This is a genomic window from Stenotrophomonas genospecies 5 (genome assembly GCF_054473825.1).
The window spans coordinates 1754303-1770447 of sequence record NZ_JBTMUW010000001.1; the positions used below are offsets into that span (position 1 = coordinate 1754303).

The window sequence follows — 16145 nt, forward strand, 5'->3', positions numbered from 1 at the left end:
CTGCGCCTTGCTAAGACAGTCGTCATAGACTAGCGTACCGTCGATTCTATAACACCCGTAATAATCATGAATCTCTGGTTCCGCCTGCTCCATCTGCTGCTGTGCAGTCTGTTCCGGCCCAGGCTGGAGGCGCCTTTCGGCGTGTCGCGGCTGCAGTTCCGGGTGCTGCCCAACGATCTGGACAGCAACCTGCACATGACCAACGGCCGCTACTGGAACATCTTCGATCTGGGCCGGTTGGACCTGATCCTGCGCATGGGCCTGGGCAAGGTGGCGCTGCGCGAGAAATGGGCGCCGATCGTCGGCGCCGGCACCATCCAGTTCCGCCGCGAGCTCCGGCCATTCCAGCGCTTCACCCTGGAAACACGCCTGGCCGGCTGGGTCGGCACGCGCGTGATCATGGAGCAGCGCGTGCTGGTCGGCGACGGCCAGAAGATCGCCACGCGCGCCCTGCTGGTCACCGGCATCTATGATCGCCGCGCGCGTGCATTCGTGGGCATGCAGCAGATGATGGACGCCATCGGTTCGCCGCTGCCACCCTCCCCCGCACTCAGCGCCGCCGCCGAAGCTCTGCTGGCTGCCGACGCTGCGCTGAAGCGCGACGACGACTGAGTTCCCACCAGCACAGCCCGACCTGCGGCATGGTCCTGCCGACCATCACCGGGCGGCGCGCCTCGCCAGTGCCTGGTTGATCGCAGCCTCGGCCAGCGGTGCCATCACCGCGTAGCCTTTCGTGGTGGGATGCACGCCGTCGCCGGCCAGGTCGGCATCCAGACCGCCCTGCGCGTTGGCCAACGGCGTGTGGTAGTCCAGGTAGACCAGCTGTTGTTCGTCGGCATGGCGTTTCAGTGCACGGTTCAATGCACGCACCTTCGCGGCGGGCTCGATACCAGGCATCCAGGGGTACTCGCTGACCGGCAGCACCGAGGCCAGCACCACGCTGATGCCCTGCGCTTTCGCCAGCGCCACCATCGCCTGCACGTTGTCCTCAATCATCGCCTGCGTGGCCTGGCCGGTATTGCCGGCGATATCGTTGGTGCCGGCCAGGATCACCACCACCTGGGGATGCAGCGCAAGCACATCCTGCGGGAAGCGAACCAGCATCTGCGCCGTGGTCTGGCCCCCGATGCCACGATTGAGATACCCCTTGCCGGGGAAGAAGGCGGCACTGCCCTCAGCCCCCCAGCCCTCGGTGATCGAGTCGCCGTAGAACACCACGCGTGGCTTTCCGGGCCGGGCAGCAGGCAGTGCTGCGTTGGCGTCACGATAGCGCTGCAGCTGTGGCCAATCCGCCAGACGCTGCTGCATGAAACGGACTTCGTCCGGCCGCAGCTGCTCCACTGGCCGTGTCAGCAGCGGGTTGATGGCGGGTGCCTCGGCCGCGTTCACGCCGCCGGTCATCGCCAATGCCAGCGCGATGGCGCCGGCCGTCAAAGCAGGAATGCGCATGCCGATCTCCCGTAGCGTTCTGTTCCGCACTCAGCGTGCCGCAGCGCGCGCGGCCACGCCAGTCACCTTCGCCGGCATCCACATGCCCGGCGTCCAGCCACTGGCCGCCAAGATCGCCTTCGGATCGTCCTGTTCGATCAGGGCGCGTACCGCTTCGCGCTTGTCCCTGGCCTGCAGGTAGTACGCCTTGGCGATGCGGTAGCCCACCCAGTAGCCCAGATCGTAGGGCGCGTCGGAACCGGGCGTGTAGTTGTACAGCCAGGGCGACAGATCGGTACTGTCCAGGTCCAGCGCGAATGCACTTTCGATATGCACTTCCCTGCCCCGCGTCCATGCCGCCTGGCGTCCGTTGCCGACGTTGCCGGAAACCAGTTCGGTGATGAACTCGGCCACGCCTTCGGCCAGTGACAGGCGCAGCACCGTCGCACGCGGATCGCCCTGCTCGAAATCGATCGCACCGGTCTGCTGGATGTGCACGTACTCGTGCGCGATCACATGCACGAAGCGGTCCTGCACATTGGGGTTCATGAAGTCAGCCGCGCAAAGGGCTTCCAGCCCGATCAGCACGCCCCCTGGATGGGTCAGGCCGACCGGGCGGCCGCGCCCGACCATGATCGCGACCGGTGGAAACCTCGCCTGCGGATAGATCGCCTGCAGATTGGCAAACACCTGCACCAGCCGCTGGCGTACCGCAGGCAGTTCAACCAGGCAGGTCCGGCCGTTGGCGTACATCGCCGGGTCGCGACGCATGGCGTCGGCGATGCGCTCGGCGGTGACCCGTCGCCGGCTCGCGAACTCGCCCAGGCTGGGCGTCCCTTCGGCCAGGTACTGCGCCAACTGGGCGACGCTGGGCTGGCCATCGGTTGTGTCGTAAAGGGCATAGAAGCGGCTGGCGTCGGAAATCAGGATCTCGGGCCCGGGCGCTGCACCATGGGCCACGCCGGCCGTCCCGGCCAGCGCCAGGGCAAGCAGGCCACGCAGGGAAACGAACATCGATCCGTCCTTGGTGGAGACAATGCCAGGCAGGCAATCTATCACTGCGCCCCCTTCGCCGCAGCAGGCGGGTGCGGCCGTTACGCCCCTGTGCCAGACTCACCTCGGCATCTGCCATGGATGATGGCGCACCGCACGATGATGATCGTTCCCGCGTACTGGGCCGAAGCCCGCCTGCACGCCCGTTTCCGCGGCCGGCCGGTGGTCGTGCGTCGCTTCGGATGGTCCGACACAAGCCCTGCCGACGCTCAGGCACACGCCGAGCGCCGGGCCAACGAAGCGCTCAATGCCATCCTCGCCGGGCAGGCACTGCCGCGCCGCGAGGTCCGCAGCAACTACGGCGTGGAAGGCGTGCCGATCCGCGAGCAGATCGTGCAGCGCGATGGCGGCGTGGTGATCACCCGCAACAGCTACGGTGCTCTGTGCCTGAACACTCCGGACGTCCTGTTCGCCGACATTGACCACCCGCAACCACCGGCAGGATGTGTGATGCCCGCCATCATCGCGGCGGCCCTGCTGCCCGCCGTTGCCCTCATCGGCACCCTGCTCTGGCACTGGCTGGTGGGGCTGGTACTGGGCGTGGCAGCCGTGGCTCTGGTGAATACCGCGATGCTGATGCAACGCAGGCGTCGCCTGGCCGCTGCCGGTGGCGCCGAGGGCGTGGCCCTGCAGCGGGTTGCGGACTTCAGCAGGCAGCACCCGGACTGGCATCTGCGCGCGTACCGGACGCCGGCCGGGCTGCGGATACTGGCCATGCATGCCACGTTCTCCCCCGGCGACGAGGCGCTGCAGGCGTTCTTCAACGCACTGGGCGCCGACACGCTGTACGCGCGCATGTGCCGGCTGCAGCACTGCTTCCGGGCCCGGCTGACACCGAAACCATGGCGTGTCGGCCTGAAGTACCGCATCCGCCCGCCCACCGCCGCGTGGTCGGCCGAGCAGGCCGACAATCCGGACCGACTGGCCTGGATTACGGAGTATGAAAGCAAGAGTGACGGCTTCGCTGCCTGCGCCTATCTGCGCAGCTTCGGTGACACCACCCGGGTACATGCCAGGGCCGAGCATGTGCGCGACCTGCATGATCGCCTTTCGCACGCGCAGGACCGCCTGCCACTGGCGTGAGCGCGGATGCCCAGGCAGCGCTCTCCACGGACAACTTCCCTGCTGGGGCGCCTGTCCGGCCGCACCGCGATCGACCTGTCGCTGTCGAGTCTGCACCGCTGATCGCAGAGCATCCGTGGATGATCAATCTGCGGTTTCCTTGCGCAGCGCCCCGCAACGCAGCGCCTCCTGGGCAATGTCGTCTCGTAATCTGTTCTGCAACCAGCTGATCCTGAAACGTTCGCGGCTGGGTTCCCCCGCAGGCAGCAGCGCCATCAGTGCATCGCTCAACGCCGGACGCCACTGCTCCTGCGCGCCTGCCAGAACGTGCTGGTCGAAGTTCGTCGATGACACGCGCTTCCATGGCAGCATCATCGCGTACTGGGATGTGGACACCAGCACGGTTTCCGGGCGGCCCGGACGGCTTACGACCACGGTCATGCTGGGATGGTCGTCAGTCCAGAGGCCGCGGAAATGCGCTGCAACGCGCTCCTGCAGACCTTGCCCGGCCACCGCCCGGCGTGCCCAGGCCTGCTGCTGGGCGAACGAGCATCTGGCCGGCGGCGTGCTGCGCAGCTGTGGATCCAGCGTCAGCATGGTGGACCGGTCCAGCCGCGAAGCGATCAGATCCACCGTGGCGTCGCGGGTCAACGGCGCTGCCTGCAGCGCAGCCTCGAACGCTGACATCGCGCCGAACGGCAGCAGCTCCGGCACCCGCAGTTGCACGTCGGGCGCGTCAACCACCTGTACACGGGTGGTCACGCCGTAGGCATCGCGCCGGATGACCCAGCGCTCAGATACGGAACCCCAGCCAGACCAGTCGTACGTGACGTGCACGCTCATCGGCCGCTGGACCGCCATGGCCACAGGAGAAACCAACAGCGGAGCGAGCGCCAACATCCATGCCTTCATGTGACTTCCCCGGCTCTGTACCACAGCAGCCGACCATGGCTCGGCTCCACAGGATGCAGGAAGGCCGCCCGAGGGCGGCCTTTCCATTCCTCACTTGGCGTTCTTCACGTAGGTGTCGAACCAGTTGAGCATCTCCGCCACCAGCTGCTCGTTCGACTCCAGCGCCGTATACCAGTGCGGCTCGTTCGGCAGCATCACCAGGCGGGTGGTGCCGCCGTTGCCACGGATCGCCTGGTACAGCTTGCGCGACTGGAACGGCTCGGTACCCGGATTGGCATCGTCCTCGCCATGCACCAGCAGCAGCGGCAGCTTGATCTTGTCGGCGTAGAAGAACGGCGATGCCTTCAGGTAGACACCCTGTGCCTGCCAGACCGAACGCCGCTCGTTCTGGAATCCGAACGGAGTGAAGGTCTTGTTGTAGGAGCCGCTGGTCGCCACGCCCGCCTTGAACAGGGTGGTATGCGCGATCAGGTTCGCGGTCATCAGGCCGCCGTGGCTGTGGCCGGTCACGCCGATCCGGTTGCGATCCACCACGCCCATGTCGACGGCCTTGTCCACGGCCGCCTTGGCATCGGCTTCCAACTGCTCCAGGTAGGTGTCGTAGGCGTTCCTGGGATCACCGACAATCGGGAACGAGGCATTGTCGATGATCGCGTAGCCGGCCAGCAGCATCAGGCGGTACGGCTGCAGGCGGGTGAACGTCTGCTGCGAACCGGAGACCTGCCCGGCCTGCGCGGCATTGGCGAAGTCTGCCGGATAGGCGTAGAGGATGGCCGGCAGGCGCTGGCCTTCCCGGTAGCCGGGCGGCGTGTACAGGGTGAACGACAGGTCCACGCCGTCGGCGCGCTTGTAGGTCACCAGCTGCTTCTTGATCTGCCGCACTTCAGGCGTGGGGTCGACCAGCTTCGTCAGGGCCGTCGCGGTGGAGGTGTACTGCGCCTCGCCCTGCTTGGCGTCCGCCACAGCATCGCCCTGCTGGCGCAGGAAGGCGTTCGGCGGGTCCATCACCGACTGGTGCCACGTCAGGTAGCGGCCGGGCGTATTGCTGAAGCCCAGGAACTGCTCGTAGGCATCGGCATCGCTGCGGAACAGGCGCTCACTCTTCAGTGTGGCCAGGTCCAGACGGTCCAGGAACGGGCGATCCCCCTGCGGCGAAGCGCCCTGCCCGCGCAGGAACACGTACGTCCCTTCCTGCCGCACCACCGGTGCGCCATTGGGCAGGCGCTTGAACACCAGGTTGCCCGGATCGCCGTACAGCTCGTCGCTGGACATGTCCCACAACAGGCGGCCCTCCTGCCGGGGCTTGTCCACATCGACGATGCGGGTCTGCACCCAGTGCCGGTTCTCGTCATTCTCGAACTGGAACGACACGGCCGGGTCCGCCGTCCAGGCAATGCCTTCGAAGCGCTGCGCGGTACGCGCGATCTCCACCGGCTTGCCGGTGAACGGCGCCTTGAGCATGAGCACGCGGTCACGGTGCGGCACACTCACTTTCCAGTCGCCCTTGTCCAGTGCTTCGGCATACACCAGCGTCGCCGGATCGGTGGAGCGCCAGTCGAAACCGCGCGGCCCCTCCGGCACGCCGTGCACCGGCACGCGGTCGGCCAACGGTAGGCGGGCGATGGTGGTCGTGCGCCCACTGCTGACATCCAGTACCGCGACGTCGTTGGCGAAACGCTGGTAGGTAACCGCATGCGAGAACGGTGGCTTGATCGACTCGGTCAGCACATGCACGCCGTCTGGCGCCGCACTGACATCGTTGTAGATGGCCGGCTGGCCGACCGTTCGCACGGTGCCCGCCGCGGTATCCACCACCGCCAGCTGCGAGGCCCCGTAGTAGGCGAACAACGCTTCATCATGCACGCTGGTCAGCGTGTCGCGTGCCTCGTAGGTGCTGCTCTCGCCACTGCTGCCGAGCGACTCCTGTGCATCGGGTCCGGTCGGCACGCCGCCATTGGACGGCGCCGGCCCCTGGTTGGCCGGTACCAGCTTCACCAGCAGTGCCTGGCTGCCACCCAGCCACTGCACGGTGCTGCCGAAAATCGGGTTCAGCTGGACGTTCGGTACCTGCTTGACCCGACCGGTGGCGGCATCGCCCACCCACAGCTGCACGCTGGTCTCGACTGCATTCTGGAACGCGAAGTGGCTGCCGTCGGCCGACCACAGCGCGCCACCGGCGCAGCCCTGCGGCAGGTTGACCTTGGTCTCCTTGCCGCTGCCGATCTCGACCAGGGTGAAGTCGGCCACGCAGGCCGGTATGCCATAGCCTCCGGGCGTGTCATGACGGCTGCGGTTCGTCGGCTCCAGGCGCACGCCGGCCAGTTTCAGGTAGGGCTGCGCCACCCGGCTGATCGACGGATAGGTCTGCGCGGTGGTCAGCAACAGACGCTGGCCACTGGGGTCCACGTTCGGCATTGGCGGCGGCGGTGCCTTCAGCACCTTCAGCAGATGCTCCGGCGGCTTGGCATAGTCGGCCCATGCCGGGCCTGCAGACAACAGCGTGACGGCAACGACGGCAATGGCAGCCGCCAGAGAGGTACGACGGATGAGCATCCTTATCCCCTGGTAGTGTCGGGCTGCCCGCGAAGCGGGCATGCGCCGAATCTAGCACCGCCCGGCCCGCGTTCAATGGGCCGGATGGGCTAGTCACCGGATAAGGCAAAGCGCAGGCCGGGTCACTACTGCCGGGCGTGCAGGTCCCAGGTGGCCAGATAGTCCGGGTCCACCACGATCATCCCGGTGGAGCGCATGCAGTACTCGCCCGGCTGGGCTGGCAGGTACTGGTCGAGCATGGGCGGCAGGTAGCGCTCGTGCCCATCGTTTTCGTCGGCAAGCACCACGCCTTCGAACGCGCTGATGCGCAGCACCGTGCCGGCATACTGCTCCAGCCCTTGAACCTGCCCGTCACCGCCGTAACGGGTGACGCCCACCAGCACCACCTTGCCGATCATTTCTTCGGCCTTGGCATCATCCAGAGGCGGCAGTGCCGCATTCAGTTGGTCGCTCATCCCTGTACCTCCGCATCTGGTGGAGACATCGTGGAGCAGGATCCGCGCGGCGTTTCCGCGAACGCCATGGACAGCATGTTGCCCGCGCCGTCCGGAGGATCGTGTGAAGCGCGGCACATTGCGCAGCGTGCATTCAGCATTGCCTGCGTTGCGTCGGCATGCGCGGCGTGTGCTCTGCGGCGCATGCAATGCAGCACCGCGTGCCACGCTAGAATGCGTGCATGCGCACCGTGAATGCTCTTCGTTACATTACGCCCCTGCGGGAGGGCGGCTCCCTGCCGGCCGTGGTCGAGACCGACGACGACGGCATGGCCGTACTCAAGTTCCGGGGTGCGGGCCAGGGGCCCAAGGCCCTGATCGCCGAACTGATCGCAGGTGAAATGGCCCGTACCCTGGGCCTGCCGATTCCCGAACTGCTGTTCGTCGAACTGGACAGCGAGTTCGCGCGTACCGAACCGGATCCGGAGATCCAGGAACTGATCCGCGCCAGCGAGGGCCTGAACCTGGGCCTGGATTACCTGCCCGGCGCGATCAACTACGACCCGGCGGCCATGCCGGTGGACGCCGACCTGGCGTCGCGCATCGTCTGGTTCGATGCATTCACCAGCAATGTCGATCGCACCACGCGCAACCCGAACCTGATGGTGTGGCACCGCCAGCTGTACCTGATCGACCACGGTGCAGCGATGTATTTCCACCACGACTGGGCCAACGCCGGCGATGCGTGCGAAAGGCCGTTCGTGCTGATCCGCGACCACGTGCTGCTGTCGTTCGCCAGCCGCATCGCCGAGGTGGATGCCGAGCTGGCGGCTCGCTTGACCGATGCCGAGATCGAGCGGATCGTCGGCCTCGTGCCAGACAGCTGGCTGGTCAACGAGCCGGCGTTCGACAGCCCGCAGGCCTACCGCCAGGGCTACATCGACTATCTCAAGCATCGCCTGAAGGTGCGTGCGGTATTCGTGCAGGAGGCCATCCGTGCCCACGCTGCACACGTATGACTATGCGGTCATCCGCGTTGTACCGCGGGTGGAGCGCGAGGAATTCATCAACGTCGGGGTGATCGTGTCCTGTCCCGGCGCGCGTCATCTGGAAGCGGCCATCGAGATCGACCCGGCACGCCTGCAGGCGTTCGCACCGGCGCTGGACCAGCAGGCGCTGCAACCGTGGCTGGATGCCATCGTGGCCATCTGCCGCGGCGATGCCACCGCCGGCCCCATCGCGCAGCTTCCGGCACGCGCACGCTTCCATTTCCTCACCGCCAAACGCAGCTCGATCGTGCAGATGTCCAGCACGCATGTGGGCCGCACAGCCAACCCGGCGGGTGTGGTCGAACACTTGATGACGAAGATGGTACGGGTGCCGCAGTAACACGGCAGCCCGCCACTACCGCGCAATCGCGGCGTCCTGCAGCGGCCAGCGACACCAGCCATGGGGATACTCGCCCACCTGCCTGGCCAGCCCCGCACTAACCGGGTGAGCGAGCACCTGCCGGGCCCGCACAGGCAACGAAGCATCATTGTCGATCACCTGATCGAAATAGCCGGCCTGCCAGACCGCTCCGTTGCGGCCGCGATGGCGGTTGATCAGGAAGCTGCTGCGCGCCTTGAAGCGCTGTACGCAGTATCCGGGTGGATAGCCACGCAGCTGCGCCAGCCATCGCACGTGGTCGGGCATGACAAGCCAGGCCAGCGAGGTGGTCAGCCCCTCGCGGTCCATCGCAGCCAACAGCTGCATCGCGACATCCGCATGCGCCGCGTTCTCGAACAGGCGCTGCCGATTGCAGCAGGTCAAGGTAAGCAGATGGACATTGCCCATGATGGGCTCGCGGCTGACAGGGTTCGACAGGCTGGGCATGCGCAACAGCGTGCCCGCCGGCACACTGCTACTGCATCGGTGGACACCACGTCATCGGGTGGGAAATCGCCGCTTCCGGGAATCGGCGGACAGGCCCCGCCGCGAACGATGCTCAATGTTCGGGCAGGGCAAACGCCATCACGTAATCGCCGGGACGCGTTTCCATGAAGTGATGGCCTGCCGCGACGATCACCACGTACTGGCGTCCCCCCTGCTCGTAGATCATCGGGGTGGCCTGGCCCCCGGCAGGCAGCCTGGCATGCCACAGTTCCCGGCCCGTCTTCAGATCGATGGCGCGCAGCAGATCGTCGGTCGCGGCGGCGATGAACACCAGGCCGCTGGCAGTGATCACCGCACCGCCATTGTTGGGCGTTCCGATCTCGATCGGCAGGCCGGAGCGGATGCCGAACGGGCCGTTGCCGCGCGCGCTTCCGAACGGCCGGTCCCACAGCAGCGTGCCCGTGCGCAGATCGATCGCGCGGATGCCGCCATACGGCGGCTGTTTGCACGACAGGCCGGTCAATGGCAGCCGCCATCCTGCATTGACGTCGATGGCATACGGCGTACCCACCTGCGGGTCGCCTGCCCCTTCGCCAGCGCCGCGGTCGGCGCGGATCTGCTCACGCGGCAGCCATCCCCGTCGGTCGGCCTCGGCACGCGGTACCAGCCGGTTGTAGTTGGGCATGTCGTTGTAGTTGGCCACGATCACACCCCGGCGGGTATCGATGGCCACGCCACCCCAGTCCGAGCCACCGTTGTAACCGGGATACTCGATGGAATGGCGATCACTGGTGGGCGGCGTGTAGAAGCCCTGGTAGTGCGCCCTGCGGAACTGGATGCGGCAGACCAGCTGATCGATCGGCGTGATGCCCCACATGTCACGCTCGGTCAGCGGCTGCTCGCGCCGCAGGGTGTGATAGAGCGAGAACAGCTGCGTTGGCGAGCGCTGCTCCGGTTCCACGCCGCCCTGGGGAACCCTGCGCTCTTCCGCGGGTGTCAGCAGCCGGCCGTTGCGCCGGTCGAGGATGTACAGGTCACCCTGCTTGGTCGGCAGCAGGATCGCGGGCACCTTGCCTGCCGCAGTCGGAAAATCGATCAGGCTGGCCTGCGAACCGAGGTCGTAGTCCCAGACATCCTTGCGTACGGCCTGGAAATGCCAGACCGGCTTGCCGGTGGCCACGTCGAGTGCCACCAGCGAGGTGGCATAGCGGTTCTGTTGCTCGCTGCGCGAGCCGCTCCAGTAGTCGCCGGCGGCATTGCCCAACGGCAGGTAGACCAGGCCCAGTTGTTCATCGCCGGTGGCGGTGGTCCACATGTTCGGCGTACCCCGGGTATAGACCTGCTCGCGGGGCGGCGGACCGGTGCGCTCGGGCCGCTCCATGTCCCACGCCCAGCGCAGCTTGCCGGTGATCGCGTCATAGGCCTGGATCACGCCGGAAGGCGCGTCACGGCGCTGCCGGTCCAGCACCTGGTGGCCGGTGACGATCACGCCGCGCACGATGGCCGGCGGCGAGGTGATCGAGACATAGCCCGGCGGCACCTCGCCCATGTCGAGGGTGATGTCGATCTGGCCGTTGTTGCCGAAATTGACGCACGGCCGACCGCTGTCGGCATCCACTGCGATGATGCGTCCGTCCAGCGTGCCTTCGATGACGCGCGCCCAGCAGGCAGGCCGCGCGCCCGCCGCCGCGCCCGGTCGAACGCTGGGAGGTGGCAGGGGCAAGGCAAGATCGGCAGCCACATCCGCCAATGCCGCATCGGCGAATACCGGCACGGCGGGCTGCTCGTAGTAGGACACCCCACGGCAGGCGGCGGTGTACGGAATGGAGGCGTCCTTCACCTTTGGATCGAACCGCCAAAGCGCCTTGCCAGTGCTGGCATCGAGGGCGATCAGGCGGTTGCGTGCCGTGCACAGGTACAGCCGGTCGCCGATCTTCAACGGCGTGGTCTCGGCCCCCCAGCGCTTCTTCGGCAGGTCGCCGGTGCGGAACTGCCAGGCCAGTTGCAGGGTAGCCACGTTGGCGGGCGTGATCTGCTGCAGCGGCGAGAAGCGGGTGGCGGCGTTGCTGCGGCCCCAGGCGGGCCAGTCACCCTCGGCGGGCTGGTCGGCCGGCTGCAGGCCGGTGGTGTCGCGGGTCGGCTCCAGGCCCGCGCTGAAGGCTGCTTCCGGGAACGGCGCATGGCCGTCCACGCTGCCGTGCGGACTGAACGCCAGGGCAAACGCGCCGACGAACACCAGCAGCAACACGGCGGCGATGCTGCACGACAGCCGTTTGGACAGCGGCGCGCGCAACGTCGGCGTCAGCAGCGCCAGAACGATGCCCAGCGCGGTGACCAGCCCCAGCCGTGGCACCCAGCGCCAGTAATCGCCGCCCGATTCCCACCCCGTCCACAGCAGCGTGCCGACGAACACCAGCGCGTACAGCAGCGCACCGCTGCGCCGGTTGAGCCACAGCAGAATGCCGCTGGCCAGCAGGCCACAGCCGGCGATGAGGTAATAGGCCGAGCCACCGAGCTGGAGCAGCCATGCGCCCAGCCCCCCAATCACCAGACCCAGGATGACCAGCAGCAGCGACAGGACCGTGACCAGGGGGTGGCGGCGCACAGGCGCCGGCACGGACTGCGGCGTGGCGGACATCGGCGATCTCCGGGAGCAGCATGCTGCCCTTATCCCACCGCCGCTGTGAAGCGCGTGCGTATTCCATGCTCCCGCATACGACGACGCCGGCACGGGGCCGGCGTCGTCGGGTACCTCGTCAGCGCGACCGGATCACTCCTGCGCGGCATCCTCGCTGCCGGTGGCAGCCGGGGCGCCTTCGGCCGTGGCCGGGGCGACCGCGGCCACCTCGTCCTCGTCCTCGTCGATCGAGGCATCCATGCGCTCCACCGCCTGCAGCTTCTCGTCCTTGGACAGGCGGATCAGGGTGACGCCCTGGGTGTTGCGGCCCACGCGGCTGATCTCCGAACCGCGCGTGCGCACCAGCGTGCCGCCATCGGAGATCAGCAGCACTTCATCGCTGGAGCCCATCAGCACCGCGGCGACCAGCTTGCCGTTGCGCTCGGTGGTCTGGATGCCGATCACGCCCTGGGTACCACGCCCCTTGCGCGGATAGTCCGGCAGCGGGGTGCGCTTGCCGTAACCATTCTCGGTGGCGGTGAGGATGTACTGCAGGTTGGCGTCGTCGGCACCGTCGATCACCGCATCGCCATTGGCGACCGCTTCCTCGATACCGTTGTCGTCCTCGTTCTCGTCCTCGGCACCACCGGCACTCTCGGCCACGATCAGGCTGACCACTTCCTCGCCGGGCGGCATCCTGATGCCGCGCACGCCGGTGGCGGTACGGCCCATCGAGCGGACCTTGTCCTCGCCGAAACGCACGGTCTTGCCGTTGGAGGCGAACAGCAGGATGTCACGCTCGCCATCGGTCAGGCCGACGCCAACCAGCGCATCGCCCTCGTCAAGGTTGATCGCGATCTTGCCGCGGGCCAGACGGAAGGCGAATTCGCCCAGCGGGGTCTTCTTGACCGTGCCGTTCTTCGTGGCGAAGAACACGAACTGGCCATCGGCGTATTCGCGCACCGGCAACACGGCCTGTACGCGCTCACCCGGTTCCAGCGGAATCCAGTTGATGATCGGCCGGCCGCGTGCGTTGGAGCCCGCTTCGGGCAGCTGGTACACCGGCAGCCAGAACACCTTGCCTGAACTGGTGAAGGTCAACAGGGTGTCGTGCGTGTTGACCAGCCACAGCTGTTCAATGAAATCCTCTTCCTTGGTCGCCGCCGCGCTGCGGCCACGGCCGCCACGACGCTGGGCGCGGTAGGCGCTGACCGGCTGGCGCTTGACGTAGCCGGCGTGCGACAGGGTGACCACCACGTCTTCCGGGGCGATCAGGTCGAGGATGTCCAGGTCTTCTTCGCTGTGGCGGATCTCGGTGCGACGCTCGTCGCCGAACTCGGCCTTGACGCTGACCAGCTCCTCGCGGATCACCTGCAGCAGGCGATCGGGATCTTCCAGGATGTGGATCAGACCGGCGATCACTTCCAGCAGCTGCTTGTACTCGTCGGTCAGGCGATCCTGCTCCAGCCCGGTCAGGCGGTGCAGGCGCATTTCCAGGATCTGGGTGGCCTGGATCTCGGTCAGCTGGTAGCCGCCCTCGATCAGGCCCACGCCCTTGGGCAGGTCCTCCGGGCGCGAGGCCTCGGCACCGGCAGCACCCAGCATGGCCCCGACCAGGCCCGGCTCCCACAGGCGGGCGAGCATGCGTTCGCGCGCCTCGTTGGGATTGGGCGAGGTCTTGATCAGCTCGATCATCTCGTCGATGTTGGCCAGCGCGACGGTCAGGCCTTCCAGCACGTGGGCACGGGCACGCGCCTTGCGCAGCTCGAACACGGTGCGGCGGGTGACCACCTCGCGACGGTGGCGGACGAATGCCTCCAGCATCTGCTTGAGGTTCATCAACTGCGGGCGGCCGTCGACCAGCGCCACCATGTTGATGCCGAACACCGATTCCATCTGCGTCTGCTGGTACAGGTTGTTCAGCACAACCTCGGCAGATTCACCGCGCTTGATCTCGATGTAGATGCGCATGCCGTCCTTGTCGGACTCATCGCGCAGCTCGCTGATGCCTTCGATCTTCTTTTCCTTGACCAGCTCGGCGATCTTCTCGATCAGACGCGCCTTGTTCACCTGGTAAGGAATTTCAGTGACGATGATCGATTCGCGGCCGTTGTCGGCCACTTCGATATCCGCCTTGGCGCGGATGCGCACGCGGCCACGGCCGGTACGGTAGCCGGCGACGATGCCGGCGGTGCCGTTGATGATGCCCGCAGTCGGGAAATCCGGGCCCGGGATGTACTCCATCAGGCCGTCGACGTCGATTTCCGGGTTGTCGATCAGCGCGATGCAAGCATTGATCGATTCGCTCAGGTTGTGCGGCGGGATGTTGGTCGCCATGCCCACCGCGATACCGGCCGAACCGTTGACCAGCAGGTTCGGGAACCGGGTCGGCATGACCGTCGGCTCCAGTTCCTTCTCGTCGTAGTTGGGCTGGAAATCGACGGTTTCCTTGTCGATGTCGGCCATCAGCTCATGCGCGAGGCGCGACATGCGCGCTTCGGTGTATCGCATCGCCGCGGCGGAGTCACCGTCGATCGAACCGAAGTTACCCTGGCCGTCGACCAGCATGTAACGCAGCGAGAACGGCTGGGCCAGGCGCACCAGCGTGTCGTACACCGACTGATCGCCATGCGGATGGTACTTACCGATGACGTCACCGACGATACGCGCCGACTTGAAGTAGGGCTTGTTGCTGTGCGCGTTGAGCTCGTTCATCGCGTACAGCACGCGGCGATGCACCGGCTTGAGGCCATCGCGCGCATCCGGGAGCGCGCGGCCCACGATCACGCTCATGGCGTAATCGAGGTAGCTCTTGCGCATCTCGTCTTCCAGGTTGACCTGGATGATTTCCTTGGCGGTTTCTGCCATTCGGGTTCCGTTGTCTGGTAGCGGTCCAGTCCGGCGCGGACACCTGCGGGGGTGACCATGCCGGAACCTCGATTCAACCTGTGGATACTACCACATCGGACCATTCCCCGCCTGTGTTTACAGGGGTTTTACCGGCACAAATCAGGAACTTAGGGGCAGGACGTGGCCCATCGGGCCACGCCCGGGGCTGGCCGCGGCGAACCCGGAAGATGCGCCCGGCTCCCGCGGCGCAGACCGCCTGTGCGTCTCAACCGCCGAAGGCGGCGCGCATGTTCTCCACGGTCGGGTTCAGGATCACGCCGCGCTCGGTCACGATGGCGTCGATCAGCTCGCCCGGGGTGACGTCGAACACCGGGTTCCAGGCGGCGATGCCTTCGGCCACCGTGCGCGTCCCGCCCACGCCGTACAGCTCGCCCGGATCGCGCTGTTCGATCTCGATCTGGCTGCCGTCGACGGTCTCCATGTCGACCGTCGAGGACGGCGCCACGACCATGAATTTCACGCCATGGTGGCGCGCGGCGATGGCCAGCTGGTAGGTGCCGATCTTGTTGGCGGTATCGCCATTGGCGCAGATGCGGTCGGCGCCGACGATCACCCACTGCACGGCCCCGGTCTTCATCAGGTGCGAGGCGGCCGAATCGGCGATCAGGGTGGCGTCGATGCCATCCTGCTGCAGTTCCCAGACGGTCAGGCGCGCGCCCTGCAGCCACGGACGGGTCTCGCCGGCGAACACGCGGGCGATCCGGTGCTGGGCCATGCCGGCGCGGATCACGCCCAGCGCGGTGCCGAAGCCGGCGGTGGCCAGCGAGCCGGTATTGCAGTGGGTCAGCACGCCGCTGCCGGCATCGATCAGGCCGGCGCCGAGCGCCCCCATGTGGCGGTTGGCGGCCAGGTCTTCCTCGGCGATGGCCCGCGCTTCCGCTTCAAGCAGCGTCTTCCAGTCCGCACCGGCGCTGCCCAGGCAACGACGCATCCGCGCCAGTGCCCAGGCCAGGTTGACGGCGGTCGGGCGTGAGGCGTTCAGCCGCTGCAGCGCCGGCTCAAGCTGCTGCAGGGCGAGCGGGCCATCGGCCGCCTGCACCTCACGCGCTGCCAGCACGACGCCCCAGGCCGCCGCGATGCCGATGGCCGGGGCGCCACGTACGGTCAGGGCATGGATGGCCGCGGCGACTTCATCGCTGTCCCGGCATACCACATGCTCGACCACGAACGGCAGCTTGCGCTGGTCCAGCAGTTGCAGGGCATCGCCGGTCCACAGGATCGGGCGGATGTGGTCGTAGCGGGCGTAATCGAGGTCGGTGGCAGTGTTCATGGGCCCATTGTAGGGCCACGCCCCCTCGCGC

Annotated in this window: 13 protein-coding genes; 4 read left to right on the forward strand and 9 right to left on the reverse strand. The window is 67.0% G+C overall.

Annotated elements, in window-relative coordinates; all coding sequences use genetic code 11:
• Nucleotides 1-66: 66 nt before the first annotated feature.
• Nucleotides 67-612 carry a thioesterase family protein gene (locus ACX9OW_RS08175; RefSeq protein WP_065176034.1) on the forward strand — a complete coding sequence of 182 codons (546 nt, stop codon included), beginning with the start codon at nucleotides 67-69 and terminating at the stop codon, nucleotides 610-612.
• Nucleotides 613-657: 45 nt separating this feature from the next.
• On the opposite strand, the gene ACX9OW_RS08180 is transcribed toward ACX9OW_RS08175, so the two are convergent.
• Nucleotides 658-1449, reverse strand: a complete 792-nt coding sequence (locus tag ACX9OW_RS08180) for an SGNH/GDSL hydrolase family protein (protein WP_459062162.1) — start codon at nucleotides 1447-1449, stop codon at nucleotides 658-660.
• A gap of 30 nt (nucleotides 1450-1479) precedes the next feature.
• A complete protein-coding gene (locus ACX9OW_RS08185; RefSeq protein WP_459062163.1) occupies nucleotides 1480-2442 on the reverse strand; it encodes a DUF2268 domain-containing putative Zn-dependent protease in 963 nt (320 codons plus the stop codon).
• A 138-nt stretch (nucleotides 2443-2580) separates the two neighbouring features.
• On the opposite strand from ACX9OW_RS08185, the gene ACX9OW_RS08190 reads away from it, so the two are divergent.
• On the forward strand, nucleotides 2581-3564 hold the full coding sequence (locus tag ACX9OW_RS08190; RefSeq protein WP_459062164.1) for a hypothetical protein: 984 nt from the start codon (nucleotides 2581-2583) through the stop codon (nucleotides 3562-3564).
• A gap of 123 nt (nucleotides 3565-3687) precedes the next feature.
• Here the strand turns inward: ACX9OW_RS08190 and ACX9OW_RS08195 are convergent, their stop codons facing one another.
• The 3 genes from ACX9OW_RS08195 to ACX9OW_RS08205 all read right to left on the reverse strand — a co-directional run bounded on the left by ACX9OW_RS08195 (nucleotide 3688) and on the right by ACX9OW_RS08205 (nucleotide 7463).
• Complete coding sequence (locus ACX9OW_RS08195; RefSeq protein WP_459062165.1) at nucleotides 3688-4443, reverse strand: hypothetical protein; 756 nt, start codon at nucleotides 4441-4443, stop codon at nucleotides 3688-3690.
• 102 nt (nucleotides 4444-4545) lie between these two features.
• A complete protein-coding gene (locus ACX9OW_RS08200) occupies nucleotides 4546-7008 on the reverse strand; it encodes a S9 family peptidase (RefSeq protein WP_459062166.1) in 2463 nt (820 codons plus the stop codon).
• Between the two features lie 125 nt (nucleotides 7009-7133).
• Nucleotides 7134-7463 carry a hypothetical protein gene (locus ACX9OW_RS08205; protein WP_053515479.1) on the reverse strand — a complete coding sequence of 110 codons (330 nt, stop codon included), beginning with the start codon at nucleotides 7461-7463 and terminating at the stop codon, nucleotides 7134-7136.
• Between the two features lie 221 nt (nucleotides 7464-7684).
• Here ACX9OW_RS08205 and ACX9OW_RS08210 point away from each other — a divergent pair, with 221 nt between their 5' ends.
• Both ACX9OW_RS08210 and ACX9OW_RS08215 read left to right on the forward strand, forming a co-directional pair.
• Nucleotides 7685-8461: a HipA family kinase gene (locus ACX9OW_RS08210; RefSeq protein WP_053515477.1), complete on the forward strand. Its 777-nt coding sequence runs from the start codon at nucleotides 7685-7687 to the stop codon at nucleotides 8459-8461.
• Nucleotides 8439-8831, forward strand: coding sequence for a DUF3037 domain-containing protein (locus ACX9OW_RS08215; RefSeq protein WP_053515475.1), 393 nt, complete (start codon nucleotides 8439-8441; stop codon nucleotides 8829-8831). The genes ACX9OW_RS08210 and ACX9OW_RS08215 overlap by 23 nt, the downstream gene beginning before the upstream one ends.
• Nucleotides 8832-8846: 15 nt before the next feature.
• Here ACX9OW_RS08215 and ACX9OW_RS08220 read toward each other — a convergent pair whose 3' ends face one another.
• From ACX9OW_RS08220 to mtnA, 4 genes are all read right to left on the reverse strand, one after another.
• Nucleotides 8847-9317, reverse strand: coding sequence for an REP-associated tyrosine transposase (locus tag ACX9OW_RS08220; protein ID WP_459062167.1), 471 nt, complete (start codon nucleotides 9315-9317; stop codon nucleotides 8847-8849).
• 112 nt (nucleotides 9318-9429) lie between these two features.
• Nucleotides 9430-11955 carry a membrane-bound PQQ-dependent dehydrogenase, glucose/quinate/shikimate family gene (locus ACX9OW_RS08225; RefSeq protein WP_459062168.1) on the reverse strand — a complete coding sequence of 842 codons (2526 nt, stop codon included), beginning with the start codon at nucleotides 11953-11955 and terminating at the stop codon, nucleotides 9430-9432.
• 132 nt (nucleotides 11956-12087) lie between these two features.
• Entirely contained in the window at nucleotides 12088-14802 is a 2715-nt protein-coding gene (gene gyrA, locus ACX9OW_RS08230) for a DNA gyrase subunit A (RefSeq protein ID WP_065182897.1), read from the reverse strand.
• 247 nt (nucleotides 14803-15049) lie between these two features.
• Entirely contained in the window at nucleotides 15050-16114 is a 1065-nt protein-coding gene (gene mtnA / locus ACX9OW_RS08235; protein WP_065176042.1) for an S-methyl-5-thioribose-1-phosphate isomerase, read from the reverse strand.
• Between the last annotated feature and the right edge of the window lie 31 nt (nucleotides 16115-16145).